The following is a 17807-nucleotide window of genomic DNA, read 5'->3' on the forward strand; positions in this document are numbered from 1 at the left end:
GTCCAGCATGCTGGACGACGTGACGTGAGAGCCATGCACGGCAAAGCCCCCAGAGCCAGCCTGAAACGCCAGGACATCGCCGACACCGTGCAGGTCTGGGACCTGCCGCTGCGGCTGTGGCATTGGATGCTCGCCGTGCTGGTGCTCATCGCCTGGATGACGCCGAACGTCCATGACGGGCTGCACCGGATTGCGGGCTACGCGATCCTCGGCCTGCTCGCCTTTCGCCTGATCTGGGGCATCATCGGCACCCGCCATTCGCGCTTCCGCAGTCTCCGTGCCCGGCTGCGCGCGACGCCGGCCTACCTGTGGAATCTGCGGCGCGGCAGGACCGGGCGCTATCTCGGGCTGAATCCCGCCGGCACGGCGATGCAGCTCGCACTGCTGCTGCTGCTGATCGTCTCCGCGGTGACCGGCGCGATGCAGGTGACCGTGCGGTTCTTCGGCATCTGGTGGGTCGAGGACACCCACGAGGTGACGTCCTATCTGCTGATCCCGCTGGTGGTGCTGCATGTCGCCGGCGTCGTGCTGGTGAGCCGCCTGCAGCACGAGAATCTCGCCCGCGCCATGCTGACCGGACGCAAGCTGCTGCGGCGAACGATGCAGCGTGGGCAGCAGTCCAGCGCAAGAGTCGACTCATAAGCGACACACGGAACTCACAATCGCGCACCGTTGCGCTGATGTCACAGTTCCCGCAAAAGCTGCCCGCCACGGGCGTCGTGTTATTGCACCTCGCCGCCAAGCGCCGAACAATCGCAGGTATCGGATACCTGACCGCCCCTCACCAGCAGGGGCTCGGATTTTGGGGAGACCGGATGATGAGCTCGCAGCAGCTTCTGACGCGTGCGTTGTGTCGGTCCGTTGTCCTGGCAGCTTGTGCGGCGGCTTGGCCCGCGGCCGCCGCCGAGATCGAGGCGACGACGCCGCCCATCGTCGCGGAGCCGATCGCGACGTCGCCGCAGCCGACCACAGCCGAGCCTGCGCTGACGACCGCGTCGATCACCCCATCGGCCGTCCTGCCCGCGGACGAACAGGCCGCGCCCGGCGCGGCAACCGAACCGCCCCGGCCCACCGTCGCCAGCGCCGACCGCATCGAGATCCTCGACGAGTGCCCCGACATCGATGCCTGCATCGACCGCTATCTGTTCGCGCTGTATGAGCGCGCGCCGAAGCTCGACAAGATCCGCGAAACCGAGCGCCGCGTCGTCACGGTCAAGCGCAAGGGGCGCATGGTCAAGGTGACGCGCAGCTTCACCAAGCTCGTCGACAATGACTTTACCTGGAAGGATCCGAAGGCGGCCGAGCGCGTCGGCCGCAGCATGGCCGAATACGTGATCGGCGGCATGGACCGCGGCTTCAAGCTGAAGCTGTTTCACACCCTGCACGCCGCCGAGGCCGCGGGTCTCGCGCCGGGCATCACCAGCGGATTCCGCGACGACTATCGCCAGGAGATCGCGAGCGGGCTGAAGGCGGCCAGCAATCGCTCCTATCACGGCGGCAGCCTGCGCGGCGGCTACGGCCATGGCCTCGCGGCTGACATCGTCAGCGTCAACGGCGCGACGCGCGCGCAGCGCTGGGTCGCGACCGAGGCTCTGTGGAAATGGGTCGACGCCAACGGCAAGACGTTCGGCATCGGCCGGCCCTATCTCGACCGCGACCCGCCGCATGTCGGCCCGGTCGACGGCGAGGAATATGCCAAGCATCGCGCGCCGGCCGTGAAGGTGGCAGCGGCGGAGACGAACAAGCGCAAGCGGATCGCCGCGCGACCGGAGCATCACGCGGCCAAGCGCGCGAAGGCGGTCCGCGCGTCGGCGCTGGCGTCGCGGCGGACGGGGTGATTGCAAGCGTAGATTGCTACGCGTGTCGCTAAACCACGGACTTGACGACATCCTTCAGTGCGGTGAGCGATGCAGCGCCCTCTCCCCTTGTGGGAGAGGGCATCTCCGAACCGCCACGCACGCGGTCGGGTGAGGGGTCTCTCTCCGCGAGCGTTGCTCGTGGAGGCATACCCCTCACCCAAACAGATTTGTGGCAGTCACCACCTTGCCCTCTCCCACAAGGGGAGAGGGCGCATTCATGGGCATCGCACTCGACTTGTCATCCTCAATCGCTACGATTGAGTTTGATAGTTACTTCGCGATCAAAACAAAAAAGGCCGGGGCAATGCCCCGGCCTTCGTCGTCTCGCCGCGCGTCGCGCCGGAACTCAGTAGCGGTAGTGGTCCGACTTGAATGGGCCTTCCGGCTTGACGCCGATATACGAAGCCTGGTCGGGACGCAGCTTGGTAAGGGTCACGCCGATCTTGGCGAGGTGCAGCATCGCCACCTTCTCGTCCAGCGACTTCGGCAGCACGTAGACTTCCTTCTTGTACTTGCCGTCCTTGTTGTTGGCGTAGAGCTCGATCTGCGCCAGGGTCTGGTTGGTGAAGGACGCGGACATCACGAAGGACGGGTGGCCCATCGCATTGCCGAGGTTCACGAGGCGGCCTTCGGACAGCAGGATCATGCGCTTGCCGTCGGGGAAGGTGATCTCGTCGACCTGCGGCTTGATGTTGGTCCACTTCAGGTTCTTCAGCGAGGCGACCTGGATCTCGTTGTCGAAATGGCCGATGTTGCAGACGATGGCGCGATCCTTCATCGCGCGCATGTGCTCGATGGTGATGATGTCCTTGTTGCCGGTGGCGGTCACGAAGATGTCGGCGCGCGGCGCGGCGTCCTCCATCGTGACGACCTCATAGCCCTCCATCGCCGCCTGCAGAGCGCAGATCGGGTCGATCTCGGAGACCATGACGCGGCAGCCGGCCTGGCGCAGCGAGGCGGCCGAGCCCTTGCCGACGTCGCCGAAGCCCGCGACCATCGCGACCTTGCCCGACATCATCACGTCGGTGCCGCGGCGGATGCCGTCGACCAGCGACTCGCGGCAGCCATAGAGGTTGTCGAACTTCGACTTGGTGACGCTGTCGTTGACGTTGATCGCGGGCCACAGCAAGGTGCCGGCCTTCTGCATGTCGTACAGGCGGTGCACGCCCGTGGTGGTCTCCTCCGAGACGCCCTTGATCGACTTGGCGATCTCGGCGAAGTAGCCCTTCGGCTTCTCCTTGAGCTGCTTCTTCAGAAGCGCGAAGAACACCTCCTCTTCCTCGGAGGCCGGCTTGTCGAGAAACGCCGCATCGCCGTTCTCGGCGCGCAGGCCGAGATGGACGTACATGGTGGCGTCGCCGCCGTCATCGAGGATCATGTTGGGATGGCCGCCGCCATGCCAGTCGAACAGTTTTGCGGTGTAGTCCCAGTAGTCGACCAGCGTCTCGCCCTTGACGGCGAACACCGGAATGCCGGCGGCGGCGATCGCGGCGGCCGCGTGGTCCTGGGTCGAATAGATGTTGCAGGAGACCCAGCGGATGTCGGCGCCGAGCGCCTTCAGCGTCTCGATCAGGACCGCGGTCTGGATGGTCATGTGCAGCGAGCCTGCGATGCGCGCGCCCTTCAGCGGCTGCTTCGGGCCATACTCCTCGCGCGTCGCCATCAGGCCGGGCATCTCGGTCTCAGCGAGCGAGATCTCCTTGCGGCCGAACTCGGCGAGCGAAATGTCCTTGACGATGTAGTCGTTGAAGGCGGTCATGAGATCATCCTCTGTCTTCGCGCGAACGCGACATTCAGCAAATCGAACAGCAATGGTTCGTCATGCCCGGCCTCGTGCCGGGCATCCACGTCGTCAGTCGTATCAGTCACCTCAACTCAAGACGTGGATGGCCGGGTCTCCGCCTCGCCGAAGCGGCTTCGGCCGCGCAGGCGGGACAAGCCCGGCCATGACGCCTCGAACATTCAGGCGGCAAGCGCCGGCAATGCTTACACCGCGCGCTTGAACGCCTCGGCGAGGTCGGTCTTCTCCCAGGAGAAGCCGCCCTCGTTGTCCGGCGTGCGGCCGAAATGACCGTAGGCCGCGGTGCGCGCGTAGATCGGGCGGTTGAGGTCGAGATGCGAGCGGATGCCGCGCGGGGTGAGGTTCATGACCTCGGCCGCCGCCTTCTCCAGCTTGTCCTCGGAAACCTTACCCGTGCCGTGGGTGTCGATGTAGATCGACAGCGGCCGCGCCACGCCGATCGCGTAGGCGAGCTGCAGGGTGCAGCGATCAGCCAGACCAGCGGCCACGATGTTCTTGGCGAGGTAGCGCGCAGCATAGGCCGCCGAGCGGTCGACCTTGGTCGGATCCTTGCCGGAGAACGCGCCGCCGCCATGCGGAGCCGCGCCGCCATAGGTGTCGACGATGATCTTGCGGCCGGTCAGGCCGGTGTCGCCATCGGGACCGCCGATGAAGAACTTGCCGGTCGGGTTGATGTGCCAGATCGTGTCCTTGGTAATCCAGTCCTTCGGAAGCGCCTCGCGGACGTAGGGCTCGACGCGCTCGCGCACCTGCGCCGAGGTCATGTCCTCGACCAGATGCTGATGCGAGACGACGATCTCGCGCACGCCGACCGGCTTGCCGTTCTCATAGCGCACGGTGACCTGGCTCTTGGAGTCCGGGCCGAGCACCTTCTCGACGCCGGAGTGGCGGGCTTCGGAGATCAGGCGCAGGATCTTGTGGGCGTAGAAGATCGGCGCCGGCATCAGATCGGGCGTTTCGTTGCAGGCGTAGCCGAACATGATGCCCTGGTCGCCGGCGCCCTCTTCCTTGACTTCGCCGGGCTGCAGCGCGTCGACGCCCTGGGCGATGTCGGCCGACTGCGGATGCAGCAGGATCTCGATATCGCAGGTCTTCCAGTGAAAACCTTCCTGCTCGTAGCCGATGTCCTTGATGGCCTCGCGGACGACGTGCTCGATGTGCTCGTTGGTGACCGAGGCCGGGCCGCGGGTCTCGCCGGCGATCACGACCTTGTTGGTGGTGGCAAGCGTCTCGCAGGCGGCGCGGATCTGCCAGGGGTCGATGCCGGCCTTCGGCCCTTCACGGTAGAACAGGTCGACGATCTCGTCGGAAATACGGTCGCAGACCTTGTCCGGATGGCCCTCGGACACCGACTCCGAGGTGAACAGATAAGACGCGCGCATCAAGCAACCCCTTCTTTGCCGCCCACGGCGGTCATTTGTATTGATCCCAAGTCTCTCGATCCCAAGTCTCTTGATCCCAACTGTCCTGATCCCAGGATGTCAGTCGCGACGCCGCGAGATGACGTAGGACTCGTCGTAGAACCACAGCCCGTTGTGCTTTCGCAGAACCTCTCTGGCGGCGTCGAGCGCACGAGACGAGTGGGCCACCTCGGTCAGGCGGTCTTCCTCGATCTGCGCGACATACACCGCCGCGTTCCAGGCTGCAAAGGCCGTCGAGGTTCCGATCGCACCGGTGACCTCGTTGGGCAGAGCCTCCATCTCATACCTGAAAATCGAGCGATTGTCCGCATAGGCGTTAAAATTTAAGTCCCGCCCACTGGAGCCGAGCTCGTATTTCACGGCGCGCAATAGCTCATGGCGGCTGACCGAGAAAGGATTTTCTCCAGGCCAGACCGCCTGGATGATGTCCAGGCCCGGATCCTGGCCGTGAGAGTGGATTCCGATCAGCCGGCCGCCGGGCTTCAGCGCCCGCGCCAGCGGCGCGATGATGCGCTTGGCGCGGAAATTGACCGAGGACCGGGCTCGGTAGGGCTGGGAGGCGATGATCAGGTCGAAATTGGCCTCGACCCGACCGGCCCGCGGGATGATGCCGTCGAGCAGGAAGCGGTGATCCTCGCGATACAGCACCAGCGCGATCGGCCGCTCATAGACCGGCATGCCGGTGCGCTGCGAGACGTTGGCGCGCCAGTTCTGCTCCAGAAACGGCTTCAACGCGGTGATCTGGGCCTCGAAATCCCCGGACGAATCGCCCTGCAGCACGACCTCGTGCCAGATCATCGACGCCGCGACCGAAGGCGATGCCGGCGTCAGCCAGGGCGCCTCGGCATAGTTCATGTTGGTGAACACGAACACGCTGGCCGGATGCTCGAACAGCCGGTCGGGCACCTTCTCCAGGGTCAGCCGGACGTCCTCGAGGCTCAGCTCCTTGCCGGCGACATAGAACGGAATGTGTGGAAAACGGCCGTGCATCGTGCGCAGCACCTTCGACAGCACGGTGCCGTCGCCGACGCCGGCGTCGAACAGGCGCAGCGCCGGCGGCCGCGGATGGATGCTGGCGAGCTCGAGGCCGACACGCTCGGCCACCACCCGCTTCTCGCTGCAGGTATGCACGAACAGCAGGTATTTCTGGCGGTTCTCGAAGAAGCGGAAATTGCTCTTGGGATCGCGCTTCTCCGGCACGACGTCGAGCCGCGGCGGCGGCAGCGTGCCGGTGGAAGCCGCGATATAGGCCTGGATGCGGTCCAGCGTATCGATGGTGATGCGCTTGCCCTCGCGCAGCCGCTGCACGAGCTTGCCGTCGTTCACGGCCCGGCGGCCGAACGTCGATTCCGCCATGTCCGACTGGCGGCAGAACTCCGTGATCTGGGCGAGCAGCTGGTCGTTCTTCATTCGGTCCGACGGGTGGGAAATGTAAGTGGGCAGCGTGCCCTTGGCCCAACGTCCTAGCACCATCTGCCCACCATTGGAAAGAGCCTGAACCCGGACCCTTCCGGACGCAACAAACCGGATAGGTTCCTGCCTCTCGTCCCCACGGTCCGTGCCGATGCGCCGCTCCCTCCTGCTGCTGATACCACTGCTGGCTGCCCTCTGGACGTCTCCCGGCCTCGCCCAGTCGAAGTCCCAGCTCGGCCTGATCTGCACCACCGAGACGGCGCCTGCGGACCAGATGATCGCCGCCTGCAACAAGATCATCGCGCTGAAGGTGTTTTCCGGCAGCCAGCTGGCGACGATCTATTTCTGGCGCGCGGTCGGCTGGAACAAGAAGGGCGACTACACCCACGTGATCGCCGATGCCACCGAGGCGCTGCGGCTGGCACCGGCGCAGGCGATCTACAATCTGCGCGGCTCGGCCTACTACGACAAAGGCGAGTACGAGATCGCGATCGCCGACTTCAACGACGCCATCAAGAGCGGCGCGCCGAGCGGCACGCTCTTCCACAACCGCGGCAACGCCTATCGCGGCACCGGCGACTACGCCAAGGCGATCGCCGACTACGACCAGGCGATCAGGCTGATGCCGAAATCCGCGCTGTCCTGGCAGAATCGCGGCATCTCCAAGGAAGCGACCGGCGACCTCGACGGCGCGCTTGGCGACATCAACGAGGCGATCCGGCTCGATCCGGCGCTGGCCTCGCCGCTGATCAACCGCAGTGTGATCTGGCGCGCCAAGGGCCATCTCGACCGCGCCGTCGCCGACGCTTCGGAGGCGGTCCGGCTCGCGCAGAATCCGCCGGCCAACGTGATGACGCCGCCGGGCAGCGTCGTCATCGCTGCCCATGTGCATCGTGCGCTGGCCTATGAGGCCAAGGGCGAGTTCGACGCGGCCAAGGCGGATTACGCCGCGGCGCTGACGCCGACCGCATCCGATGCCGGCAGCAAGGCCAACCAGGCCACCGCCAGGGTGCGTCTGTCGCTGCTGTCGGAGGCGGTGGTGCGCCCCCAGCCGCGGCCGGAATCCACGGCCCCCTCCTCGGCCGCAGCGGCGCCGACGGGGCAGCGCATGGCGCTGGTCATCGGCAACGGGGCCTACGCTCACGTGCAGCCACTGCCCAATCCGCCGCGCGATGCGCGAGCAATCGCCAGGAGCCTGCGCGACATCGGCTTCACGGTGACTGAGGGCATCGATCTCGACCGCGCGGCGATGCAGGCCAAGACGCGCGACTTCCTGCGCGAGGCGACGCGGGCGCAGGTGGCCGTCGTGTTCTATGCCGGCCACGGCGTGCAGATCGACGGCCGCAACTATCTCCTGCCCACCGACATCGCACCGTCCGCGGGCAGCGATGTGGTCACGGCAATGGTCGACATGGACCAGATCCTGGCCGGGCTCGACGACCAGGTCCGCACCAACATCCTGATCCTCGATGCCTGCCGCAACAATCCGTTCGCGCCGCCGGAGACGGCAAGCGCCGGACCCGGCCGGGGTCTCAGCGCCACCGGGCTGGCCGCACCATCGTCGCTCGGTGCTGGCGCGACGTCCGGGGCCGGCACGCTGATCGCGTTCGCGACCGCGCCGGGCAAGGTCGCGCTCGACGGCGACGGCGACAACAGCCCGTTCTCGGCGGCGCTGACCCGCCACATCGGCACGCCCGGGCTCGAGGTGCAGCAGATGCTGACGCGCGTACGCGCCGAGGTCGTGGCCGGCACCAAGAACCGGCAGGTGCCGTGGTCGAATTCCTCGCTGCTTGGCGAAGTCTATCTGGCGGCGAGATAAACCTGCGGCTGGGCAGGCACTGCCACAGCCCGACCATCACAGCCCGCGAGACAGGTGCGGCACGCCCGAATCCTGATATCCTTTCTGAACAATGGAGACCAAGCGTGTCGCCGTCGGCCCGCCGCATCGCCGACACGATCCGCTAGCAACAAGTTCGTCTCGAAGGATGAGGGAGGCTCGCATGATCGGTCGTTTCGTTGTCGGACTAGGTGTGTCGCTCGCGCTGGCGGCAGGCCCGGCGCTCGCCGACGATGTCAGCGGCGTCTGGCTGCGCGAAAGCGGCGCCTCCAAGGTCAGATTCGCGCCCTGCGGCGGCGCCATCTGCGGCACGCTGGTCTGGATCAAGGAAGGCACGGTTACCCCCGCCAAGGTCGGCCAGCGGCTGTTCTCCGGCATGAAGCCGACCGGACCCAACGCCTGGGCCGGCAGCTACAGCAATCCCGACGACGGCAAGACCTACGATGCCAAGATGACCCTGTCCGGCGGCACGCTGACCACGGCCGGCTGCGCCTTCGGCGGCGTCATCTGCCGTTCCTCGACCTGGACGCGGACGAATTAGAGCTCCGTTTGCGAATTCATCCTACGGTCGGGTCACATCAGGGCATCGATCGTCCATATGGCAGCGAAAACGCAGGCGCGGCTGGGATTCGTGCTGTTTGCGGTGATCACCGCGGCAGCCGCGACGTTCGTGCTGGCACGCCGCTCGGCGACACCGTCCGGCAGCGACCACCGCATGGTCCGCCAGCTCGTCGTCCACTACAATCTGCTGGCTCGCCCCGATGACCCGATCATCGTGCTCGGTGACAGCATCGTCGAGGCGGCGACGCTGCCGGCCAACGCCTGCGGGCATCCGGTCGTCAACGCCGGTCTCGCCGGCGCCGGGACGCGCAGCGATCTCGCCGGCTGGCTGAAGCCCGCACTCGGGCCGAAACGGCCGTTCGCGATCATCGTCTCGCTCGGCGTGAACGATGCGCTGGCCGCCAAGCCCGACTCCAGCGAGGTCTTCGCTGCGCGCTACGAGGCCCTGCTGCGCGAGCTGTCAAAGCTCACCACGCGCATCTTCATCGCCGAGTTTCCCTCCGTCGAGGCGCGCGGGCCATTCACGCCGGCCATGGAGAAGGCCGCCACGGCGAGCATCACCGGCTATCGCGCCGTGCTGCCGGACCTCGCGAGGCGCATCGGCGCGACCTTCCTGCCCCTGCCGCCGATGGAATCGCCGTTCACGCTCGAAGGCATCCATCTGAATGCCACGGGCTATCGGTCCTGGGACCAGGCGATCCTGCAGGGAACCGAGCTCGCCTGCCGCTGATCCGCAGGCTGCGAAAACAATCCTTCACTTCGCGCCGGCTAGGATTGGGGCGCACATCCCGTCGAGACGGTTAACGATCACCGCATGGCCCTGCCTCACACATCGACATCGTCTGGGACTCACAAGCTGCTCGGGCTCGAGCTGCTGCGTTTCATCGCCACGATCTCGGTGCTGTTGTGGCACTATCCACACTTCGCCTACGTCGCCGACGCGCCGGTCGATCTCGTCCGAAGCGAATTGCCATTCTACCGCGTGCTGTTCCCGTTCTACGAGCTCGGCGAACACGGCGTGGTGATCTTCTGGTGCATCTCCGGGTTCATCTTCTTCTGGAAGTACAGCGCGCTCGTCCCGGATGGCGCGGTCGACGGCTGGACCTTCTTCGTCAACCGGCTGTCGCGGCTCTATCCGCTGCATCTCGCAACGCTGCTGCTGGTCGCGGGGCTGCAGGCCCTCTATGTCGCGCAGCACGGCTTCTTCTTCGTCTACCAGAGCAACGATCTCGCTCATTTCGTCGCCCAGCTTTTCATGGCGAGCGACTGGCTGCCGCCGACCGGGGTCAGCTTCAACGGCCCGATCTGGTCGGTCTCGATCGAGGTGCTGGTCTATGCCGCGTTCTTCCTGGCGCTGCGTTTCGTCACCGCATCGCCGCTGTTGAACCTGGCGATGATCCTGGCCGGGATCGCGAGCGGGACGCTGGTCGGAAAATGTTTCGTGTTCTTCTATGCTGGTGGCCTCGCCGCGATGGCGCGGCAGAGCGTTGCCGATGCCCCGTACCGGCCAAAACTGGAGGCGCTCGCCGCCTGCGCCGTCGTCGGCATTCCCTTGGCGCTGCGGGTGTCAGGCATCGCGCTCGCCGAGCGCGCGGCAGCGCTCCTGCTCGTCTACACACCGCTCCTGTTGTTCGTCTGCACAACCCCGCTGACACTGCCCAAGCGTGTCGAAGATCTGCTGCAGGCCGCGGGCAACATGACCTATTCGTGCTACCTGCTGCACTTCCCGATCCAGCTCATGATCGCGCTGGCATTCGCGTCCTGGGGCCAACCGATCCCGTACGGCAGCCAGCTGTTCTGGATCGGCTTCATGGGACTGACCCTGACGGCGGCATATCTCACTTATGCCGGCTTCGAGGCCCCCGCCCAGCGACTGATCCGCCGCGCGCTGCTGCGCAAAAACGAAGCGGGGCGGATTGCTCCGGCCCCGCTTCCACGTCATTGATCATCGCCTGATCGCCAGGCGCGCTGCCTCAGGCAGCTGATTACTTGCCCCAGATCTCCTCGGCGAGCTCGACGCAGAGGCGCAGCTTGGCCCACTGCTCTTCCTCGCTCAGGATGTTGCCTTCCTCGGTGGAGGCAAAGCCGCATTGCGGCGACAGCGCGAGCTGGTCCAGCGGGGCGAACTTCGAGGCCTCTTCCAGGCGGCGCTTGATGTCGTCCTTCTTCTCGAGCTCGCCGACCTTCGAGGTCACGAGGCCGACCACGACCACTTTGTTGCCCTTGGGCAGGAAGCGCAGCGGCTCGAAGCCGCCGGCGCGCTCGCTGTCGTACTCCAGGAAGTAGCCGTCATAGTTGGTGTTGGCGAGCATGGTCTCGGCGACCGGCTCATAGCCGCCCGAGGAGATCCAGGTCGAGCGGAAATTGCCGCGGCAGACATGCGTGGTGATCGTCATGTCGGCGGGACGCTCGGCAATCGCGTAGTTGATGATGCGCGAATAGATCTGCTGCAGGCCATCCGGATTGTCGCCACGCTCGCGCGCCTTCTTGAGCTCGTCCTGCGAGCACAGGTAGGCCCAGACGGTGTCGTCGAATTGCAGGTAGCGGCAGCCGGCGTCGTAGAACGCCTTGACGGCCTTGCGATAGGTCTTGCCGAGATCCTCGTAGAACGCATCGAGATCCGGATAGACCTCCTTCGAGATCGACTTGCGGCCGCCGCGGAAGTGCAGCACCGCCGGCGACGGGATCGTCATCTTCGCCGTGACATGTGCGGTGTCGGCGTGCTTCTTCAGGAAGCGGAAATGGTCGAGCATCGGATGATCGGCCGGGAAGTCGAGCTTGCCGATGACGCGCACCGCGTCATGACGGGTCTGCACGCCGGTGAACTGGATACCAGTGTCCGGGTGAAACAGCTCGCAGCCGGTCAGCTTGGCGAGAAAGTCGAAATGCCACCAGGAGCGGCGGAACTCGCCGTCGGTCGCAAGCTTCAGGCCGGTCGAGGCCTGGCGATGCACGACCTTCTCGATCTCCATGTCCTCGATCTTTGCGAGGTCGGCCGCCGAGATCTCGCCCTTCTCGAGCTTGGCGCGGGCTTCCTTGATCTTCTGCGGCCGCAAGAGGCTGCCGACTTCGTCGGCGCGGAATGGGGGCTTGGTGCGTTGCATGTGCTCACTCCTTGGAAGGCGTCGATTCGTTGGATAGGGTTGTTGGACCCGCGATCTGTCCTGGCTGGTCACCTGGGCAAAGCGTGATGGACTGGGTCCATCCCCTACCCCGTATCCGGTCGGTATACAATTCTGTCGAAGAGAGATCGTGGAGAGGCACGGCGCAATCCATGCCAGGTGCGGTGGTCTGGCCAATTCCGACCGCGTTCGATGGGCAATCTTGAGGTGACCCCATCAAATCCGTCTCCAGGCAAAGCGCCCTCGGGATAACGAGGCTCCGGCCGCCAGGCCGTCACAACTGGATTCTGCATACCGATGTTGACGACGGCCGCGCCATACCGCCAGACCTCGGTCGATTGCGCGAGCCACGCCGTCCCCGCAACCAATGATGACGCTTCGGCTCGTCGCGTTCAAGCCTATCGATCAGGTCAGTGCGCGGCGGCGCTCGCGACGCCGAGATGCCGCTCCAGGGGCGCCGGATCGGCCTTCAAGGCGCTCGACGGCGCATCGTGCACGATGGTGCCGCGCTCCAGGATCACGACACGGTCGGCCAGCGCCAGCAGCTTCTGCGCGTGCTGCTCGACGATAACAGAGCACAGCCCGCCGGCGCGGCTGATGGTGCCGATCGCAGCCAGCAGCTCCTCGACGATGATCGGCGCGAGGCCTTCGGTCGGCTCATCCAGCAGCAGCACCTTGGGATTGAGCGTCAGCGCGCGGCCGATCGCCAGCATCTGCTGCTCGCCGCCGGAAAGCTGGTTGCCGAAATTGTTGCGCCGCTCCTTGAGCCGCGGAAACATCTGGTAGACGCGCTCGACCGTCCAGGGTCCGGGCTGCGCCACCGCGGTCATGTTCTCCTCCACCGTGAGCGAGCGGAAGATGTTGCGCTCCTGCGGCACCCAGCCGATGCCGGCGCGGGCGCGCTGGTCGGCGCGCAGGCCGGTGATGTCGGCACCATCAAGCGCAATCGTGCCGGAGAAGCGGCGGGTAACGCCGACGATGGAGTTGATCAGCGTGGTCTTGCCGGTGCCGTTGCGGCCGAGCAGCGCCAGCACCTGCCCCTCGGGCAGCTTCAGCGACATGTCCGGCAGCACGACCGCCTGGCCGTAGCCGGCGCGCAGGTTCTCGATTGTCAGCAGATCGGTCATCACGCGGCCTCGCCGAGATAGACGGCCTTGACCTGCGGATCGCGCGCGACCTCGTCGGGCGCGCCCTCGACCAGCAGCGCGCCGGAGACGAGAACCGAGATGCGGTCGGCGAAGGAGAAGACGAGATCCATGTCGTGCTCGATCAAGAGCACCGTCACGTCGCGCGGCAGCGCCGCGACGGCGGCGAGAATATCCTTGCGCTCGCCCTCGGGCACGCCGGCGGCGGGCTCGTCGAGGAGCAGAACGCGCGGGCGCGCGGCGATCGCGACCGCGATCTCCAGCAGGCGCTGCTTGCCATAGGGCAAGGTCGAGGTGCGATCGTTCATCACGTCGAGTAGCCGGAAGCGCTCCAAGGTCTCGGCGATCTCGGCATTGATGTCGTCGCGCGTGCCCATGCGCCGCCACCAGTTGCCGCCGCCGCCGAGTCGCTCGGAGACCGCGAGCCCGATCGTCTCCAGCGGCGTGAGGTCCGGATAGAGCTGGTTGATCTGGAAGGTGCGCGACAGGCCGCGCAGCACGCGCTTGTGCACGGGCAGGTCGGTGATGTCCTGGCCTTCGAGCAGGATGCGCCCCGCGCTCGGCTCCAGCACGCCGGTGAGCTGATTGATGACTGTGGTCTTGCCGGCGCCGTTCGGACCGATCAGCGCATGGCGCGCGCCCGGCGCGATCTGCAGCGACAGATTGCGGGTGACATGGAGGCCGCCGAAATGCTTGTCGAGGCCGCGGGTTTCCAATGCGTAGGTCATGGCGCCTCGTTATCGGTGAGGGCCACCGCGGCCTTGCGGCCGGCGATCTGCCGAAGGATGAGATTGGGCAGCCACAGCGCATAGGCGTGGATGCGATGGCGGCCGACCAGAACGATGACGACGAGCACGAGGCCGATCCAGAACATCCAGTATTGCGGCGTGATCCACTGGAACAGCTCCTGCAGCATCCGGAACACGGCGGCGCCGATCAGCCCGCCATAGAGATAGCCGGATCCGCCGATGACCAGCATCAGCACGAGGTCGGCGGAGCGCTCGAACGAGAACACGTCGAGCGAGGCCAGCGCCGTGGTCTGGGTGAACAGCGCCCCGGCAATGCCGGCGTAGAACGCGCCGACGGTGTAGATCGCGATCAGGCGCTTGTTGACGGGAATGCCGACGGCGGCGGCGCGCAACGGATTGTTCTTGATCGCGCGCAGCGACAGACCGAAGGGGGAATGCACGATCGTCCGCGCCAGCAGGAACAGCACGAACAGCACCGCGAGCGCATAGAAGAACCCGGTCTTGCCGAACATGTCGAAGGCGAACACGCCGAAGATCGGCTGGATGTCGATGCCCTGGAGACCGTCGGTACCGCCGGTGATGTTGGAGAAGCGCTCCGCCAGCGCCTCCATCAACAGCGCGATGCCGAGCGTCACCATCAGCCGCGTCAGGTCGACGCCGCGGATGACCAGGAAGCTGGTGGCGAAGCCAAGCACGGTGGCGGCGAGGCCGGCCACGATCAGCGCCAGCACCGGCTCGTTGATGATGCCGTGCACCGAGAGCAGGCCCGCGCAATAGGCGCCGACGCCGAAGAAGGCGGCGTGGCCGAGCGAGACGATGCCGGCATAGCCGAGGATCAGGTCGAGCGACAGCGCGAACAGCGCCAGCCGCAGGATCTCGGTCATGATCAGGTAGCGCGAGGGAAACGCCAGTCCGACCGCCAGCACGACGATCCAGAAGGCGAACTCGCTCCAGTGCCAGCGGCCGTGCTGCCTGGCGTGAAATCCGACCTCGGTTTGTGCGTTCATGGTCATGCGATCCTCACCGCGTCGCCGTGCGGCCGAACAGGCCGTTCGGACGCCAGATCAGGATCACGATCATGATGGTGTAGATGACGAAGGGGCCGAGCTTCGGCACATAATATTTGCCGGCGACGTCGCCGATGCCGAGCAGCAGCGAGGCGAGGAACGGGCCGGTGATCGACGACGAGCCGCCCACGGTGACCACGATCAGGAAGTAGATCATGAACTTCAGCGGGAAGTATGGATCGAGGCCGAGGATCTCGGCGCTGAGCGCGCCGCCCAGGCCGGCGAGCCCGCAGCCGAACGCGAAGGTGAAGGCGAACACCTGCGGCACGTTGATGCCGAGGCCGCTCGCCGCGCGCGGATCATCGACGGCGGCACGCAGCCGGCTGCCGAACCGCGTCTTGGAGAGCACCAGCTGCAGCCCCACCGTGAGCAGCCCGCAGATGACGATGATCATCAGCCGATAGCGGCCGATGCCAACGCCGAAGACGTCGAACTGGCCCTGCAGCACGTCGGGCAGATTGATGAAGATTCGCGAGGAGCCCATGATGTAGTCGACCGCGGCCACCGTCATGAAGACGAGCCCGATCGAGAACAGCACCTGGTCGAGATGGCTGCGCGCATAGAGATGCTGATAGAGCGTCCGCTCCAGCAGCGCGCCGATCATGGCGCTCGCGACGAAGGCCAGCGGCAGCGCCGCGAAGAACGGCCATCCCATCCGGTTGACGAGCACGGCGCAGACGTAGCCGCCGGCCATGGCGAAGGCGCCATGGGCGAGGTTGACGAAGTTCATCAGGCCGAGCGTCACGGCGAGCCCGCAGGCCAGCACGAACAGCAGCATGCCGTAGGCGACGCCGTCGAAGAGGTTGGTGAGGATGGCGGTCATGGAGTCTAGTTTCAGTCCCCGGTCATCCCTTCATCCGAAGGGCATGCATTCAATGCTTGCTCGGTCTGCGCCTCCCCCGCCTGCGGGGGGAGGTCGGATCGCATCTGAACGATGTGATCCGGGTGGGGGACATCTCTCCACACGACGCGTGTGCCGTGGGGTACCCCCACCCCAGCCCTCCCCCGCACGCGGGGGAGGGAGCGCACCGTTCGTGCGCGCTCGAGATGACGCCTATCGCGTCACTTCTTGGCCTTGCCCGGATCCTTGACGGCCTCGAAGGTCTGGAACTCGACGTTGTAGAGCTCGCCGTCGACCTTCTCGACCTTGCGGATGTAGACGTTCTGAACGATGTCGCGCGTCTCCGGATCGATCGAGATGGGACCGCGTGGGCTCTCCCAGGCCATGCCCTTCATCGCAGCAAGCAGGGAATCGCCGTCGGTCTTGCCACCGGTCTTCTTCAGCGCCTCGTAGATCAGATGGATGCCGTCGTAACCGCCGACCGCCATGAAGCCCGGACGGCTGTTGAACGCCTTCTTGTAGGCCGCGACGAACTCCTTGTTCTTCGCCGACGGATGCGCCGCCGAATAGATGTGCGCGGTGACGGCGCCGAGCACGGCGTCGCCCATGTCGTTGAGCAGGTCGTCGTCGGTGACGTCACCCGGTCCGATCACCTTGATGCCGCTCTTGTCGAGGCCGCGCTCGGCATATTGTTTCATGAAGTTGCCGCCCTGGCCGGCCGGCACGAACACGAACATGGCGTCCGGCTTGGCGTCCTTCATGCGCTGCAGGAACGGAGCGAAGTCGGGGTTCGCCAGCGGAACCTTGATTTCCTCGACGATCTCGCCGCCGCCGGCGGTGAAATGCTCCTTGAACGAGGCCAGCGCGTCGTTGCCCGGCGCGTAGTCCGAGGTCAGCGTGGCGACCTTCTTGATGCCGTTCTTGACCGCCCAGTCGCCGATGATCGTCGAGGACTGCGGCAGCGTGAAGCTGGTGCGGACGATGTAGGGCGACTTCTCGGTGATGATGGAGGTGCCGGCCGCCATTACGACTTCCGGGATCTTGCCCTGGGTGGCAAGCGGCGCGGCGGCGAAGGCCGCCGGTGTCACGCCGAAGCCGGCGATCACATTGACCTTGTCGTTGACGATCAGCTCCTGCGCCAGACGCTTGGTGTTGTCGGGCAGCGCCGCGTCGTCCTTGAGGATGACCTGGATCTTCTTGCCGGCGACGGTGTCGCCGTTCTGCTGCATGTAGAGCTTGATGGCATTGTCGATCTGCTTGCCGGTCGACGCCTGGCCGCCGGTCATCGGCACGATCAGGCCGATCTTGAACACGTCTTCGGCCCGCGCCGCACCGGACGCGAGCGCAGCCGCGGCGAGCGCCGCACTGGCGGCGAGCGTCAGTGTCTTGTTTCGCACGAACATTGAAACTACCTCCCTGGTCGGATCAGGACCGCAGCCCCCGGCCATTGTTGTCTTAACCGTGCGATCTCGTTCACGATATCGCGGGCGCATCGCTGCGGACTTGGGACCCCGTTGTCAATGGCGATCATGGGAGGCTTCGTGAACGGTAGGTTTCCGCAACGGACCACCGATCCGTGATTGGTATATTAATACCCAAACCATCGAACGGCCAAATTTTACCAATTGATGGCAAGTCGTTAGGGTCCGGGCCGCGGGTCGCCCGCAGCACGAAAGGTCCCCCGTCAATGCCGGCCAGACGCCCCCACCGGACCAGGCTCTTTCCGGCCGCGATGATGCTTCTGGCCGCGGCCGGGCCGATCCTCGCCGGCTGCTCGTCGATCAATGAGAAGGTCGGCGCGGGGATGGGCGATCTAATGCCGCAATGGGCCGGCGGCCTGCCGGCCGACGCGCCACCCCGGCCGGGCACCCCCGAATACGACCGGTTCATGCAGGAGCGCGAGCGGCAGCGGCAATTGCCGGCCGCCGAACGCGACAAGCAGACGCAGTCCAACGCCAACGCGCAGGCGACCGCCCCCGGCCGCTGACGGC

The 17807-nt window shown here is 65.8% G+C and carries 16 protein-coding genes; 7 read left to right on the forward strand and 9 right to left on the reverse strand.

Annotated elements, in window-relative coordinates; all coding sequences use genetic code 11:
• Positions 1-33: 33 nt before the first annotated feature.
• Complete coding sequence (locus ACQR2C_RS00105; protein ID WP_434880175.1) at positions 34-642, forward strand: cytochrome b/b6 domain-containing protein; 609 nt, start codon at positions 34-36, stop codon at positions 640-642.
• 173 nt (positions 643-815) lie between these two features.
• The gene (locus tag ACQR2C_RS00110; protein WP_434880176.1) at positions 816-1838 is read left to right on the forward strand and encodes a hypothetical protein; all 1023 of its coding nucleotides are present in this window, start codon (positions 816-818) and stop codon (positions 1836-1838) included.
• A 367-nt stretch (positions 1839-2205) separates the two neighbouring features.
• Here the strand turns inward: ACQR2C_RS00110 and ahcY are convergent, their stop codons facing one another.
• From ahcY to ACQR2C_RS00125, 3 genes are all read right to left on the reverse strand, one after another.
• Entirely contained in the window at positions 2206-3618 is a 1413-nt protein-coding gene (ahcY, locus tag ACQR2C_RS00115) for an adenosylhomocysteinase (protein ID WP_315803537.1), read from the reverse strand.
• A 227-nt stretch (positions 3619-3845) separates the two neighbouring features.
• Positions 3846-5042: a methionine adenosyltransferase gene (gene metK / locus ACQR2C_RS00120; protein ID WP_315803538.1), complete on the reverse strand. Its 1197-nt coding sequence runs from the start codon at positions 5040-5042 to the stop codon at positions 3846-3848.
• A 99-nt stretch (positions 5043-5141) separates the two neighbouring features.
• Complete coding sequence (locus ACQR2C_RS00125) at positions 5142-6491, reverse strand: hypothetical protein (RefSeq protein WP_172112675.1); 1350 nt, start codon at positions 6489-6491, stop codon at positions 5142-5144.
• A 154-nt stretch (positions 6492-6645) separates the two neighbouring features.
• Between ACQR2C_RS00125 and ACQR2C_RS00130 the strand changes: the two genes are divergently transcribed.
• The 4 genes from ACQR2C_RS00130 to ACQR2C_RS00145 all read left to right on the forward strand — a co-directional run bounded on the left by ACQR2C_RS00130 (position 6646) and on the right by ACQR2C_RS00145 (position 10837).
• Complete coding sequence (locus ACQR2C_RS00130; RefSeq protein WP_315803540.1) at positions 6646-8313, forward strand: caspase family protein; 1668 nt, start codon at positions 6646-6648, stop codon at positions 8311-8313.
• 181 nt (positions 8314-8494) lie between these two features.
• On the forward strand, positions 8495-8872 hold the full coding sequence (locus tag ACQR2C_RS00135; RefSeq protein WP_315803541.1) for a DUF2147 domain-containing protein: 378 nt from the start codon (positions 8495-8497) through the stop codon (positions 8870-8872).
• A 57-nt stretch (positions 8873-8929) separates the two neighbouring features.
• Complete coding sequence (locus ACQR2C_RS00140) at positions 8930-9622, forward strand: SGNH/GDSL hydrolase family protein (protein ID WP_434880177.1); 693 nt, start codon at positions 8930-8932, stop codon at positions 9620-9622.
• 84 nt (positions 9623-9706) lie between these two features.
• Positions 9707-10837 (forward strand): acyltransferase family protein, encoded by a 1131-nt coding sequence (locus tag ACQR2C_RS00145; RefSeq protein WP_434880178.1) that lies wholly within the window; start codon positions 9707-9709, stop codon positions 10835-10837.
• 40 nt (positions 10838-10877) lie between these two features.
• On the opposite strand, the gene ACQR2C_RS00150 is transcribed toward ACQR2C_RS00145, so the two are convergent.
• The 6 genes from ACQR2C_RS00150 to ACQR2C_RS00175 all read right to left on the reverse strand — a co-directional run bounded on the left by ACQR2C_RS00150 (position 10878) and on the right by ACQR2C_RS00175 (position 17219).
• On the reverse strand, positions 10878-11996 hold the full coding sequence (locus tag ACQR2C_RS00150; protein ID WP_434880179.1) for a cobalamin-independent methionine synthase II family protein: 1119 nt from the start codon (positions 11994-11996) through the stop codon (positions 10878-10880).
• A gap of 428 nt (positions 11997-12424) precedes the next feature.
• Positions 12425-13141 (reverse strand): ABC transporter ATP-binding protein, encoded by a 717-nt coding sequence (locus ACQR2C_RS00155; protein WP_434880180.1) that lies wholly within the window; start codon positions 13139-13141, stop codon positions 12425-12427.
• Positions 13141-13887 carry an ABC transporter ATP-binding protein gene (locus ACQR2C_RS00160; RefSeq protein ID WP_315803546.1) on the reverse strand — a complete coding sequence of 249 codons (747 nt, stop codon included), beginning with the start codon at positions 13885-13887 and terminating at the stop codon, positions 13141-13143. The genes ACQR2C_RS00155 and ACQR2C_RS00160 overlap by 1 nt, the downstream gene beginning before the upstream one ends.
• A complete protein-coding gene (locus tag ACQR2C_RS00165; RefSeq protein ID WP_434880181.1) occupies positions 13884-14921 on the reverse strand; it encodes a branched-chain amino acid ABC transporter permease in 1038 nt (345 codons plus the stop codon). Before ACQR2C_RS00165 ends, ACQR2C_RS00160 begins: the two co-directional genes overlap by 4 nt.
• Positions 14922-14928: 7 nt before the next feature.
• On the reverse strand, positions 14929-15798 hold the full coding sequence (locus ACQR2C_RS00170) for a branched-chain amino acid ABC transporter permease (protein WP_315712905.1): 870 nt from the start codon (positions 15796-15798) through the stop codon (positions 14929-14931).
• Between the two features lie 239 nt (positions 15799-16037).
• The gene (locus ACQR2C_RS00175; protein ID WP_315803548.1) at positions 16038-17219 is read right to left on the reverse strand and encodes an ABC transporter substrate-binding protein; all 1182 of its coding nucleotides are present in this window, start codon (positions 17217-17219) and stop codon (positions 16038-16040) included.
• Between the two features lie 284 nt (positions 17220-17503).
• On the opposite strand from ACQR2C_RS00175, the gene ACQR2C_RS00180 reads away from it, so the two are divergent.
• Positions 17504-17803, forward strand: coding sequence for a hypothetical protein (locus tag ACQR2C_RS00180; protein WP_315803549.1), 300 nt, complete (start codon positions 17504-17506; stop codon positions 17801-17803).
• Positions 17804-17807 lie beyond the last annotated feature (4 nt).

Source organism: Bradyrhizobium sp. HKCCYLRH3061, assembly GCF_051168015.1.
GTDB lineage: Bacteria > Pseudomonadota > Alphaproteobacteria > Rhizobiales > Xanthobacteraceae > Bradyrhizobium.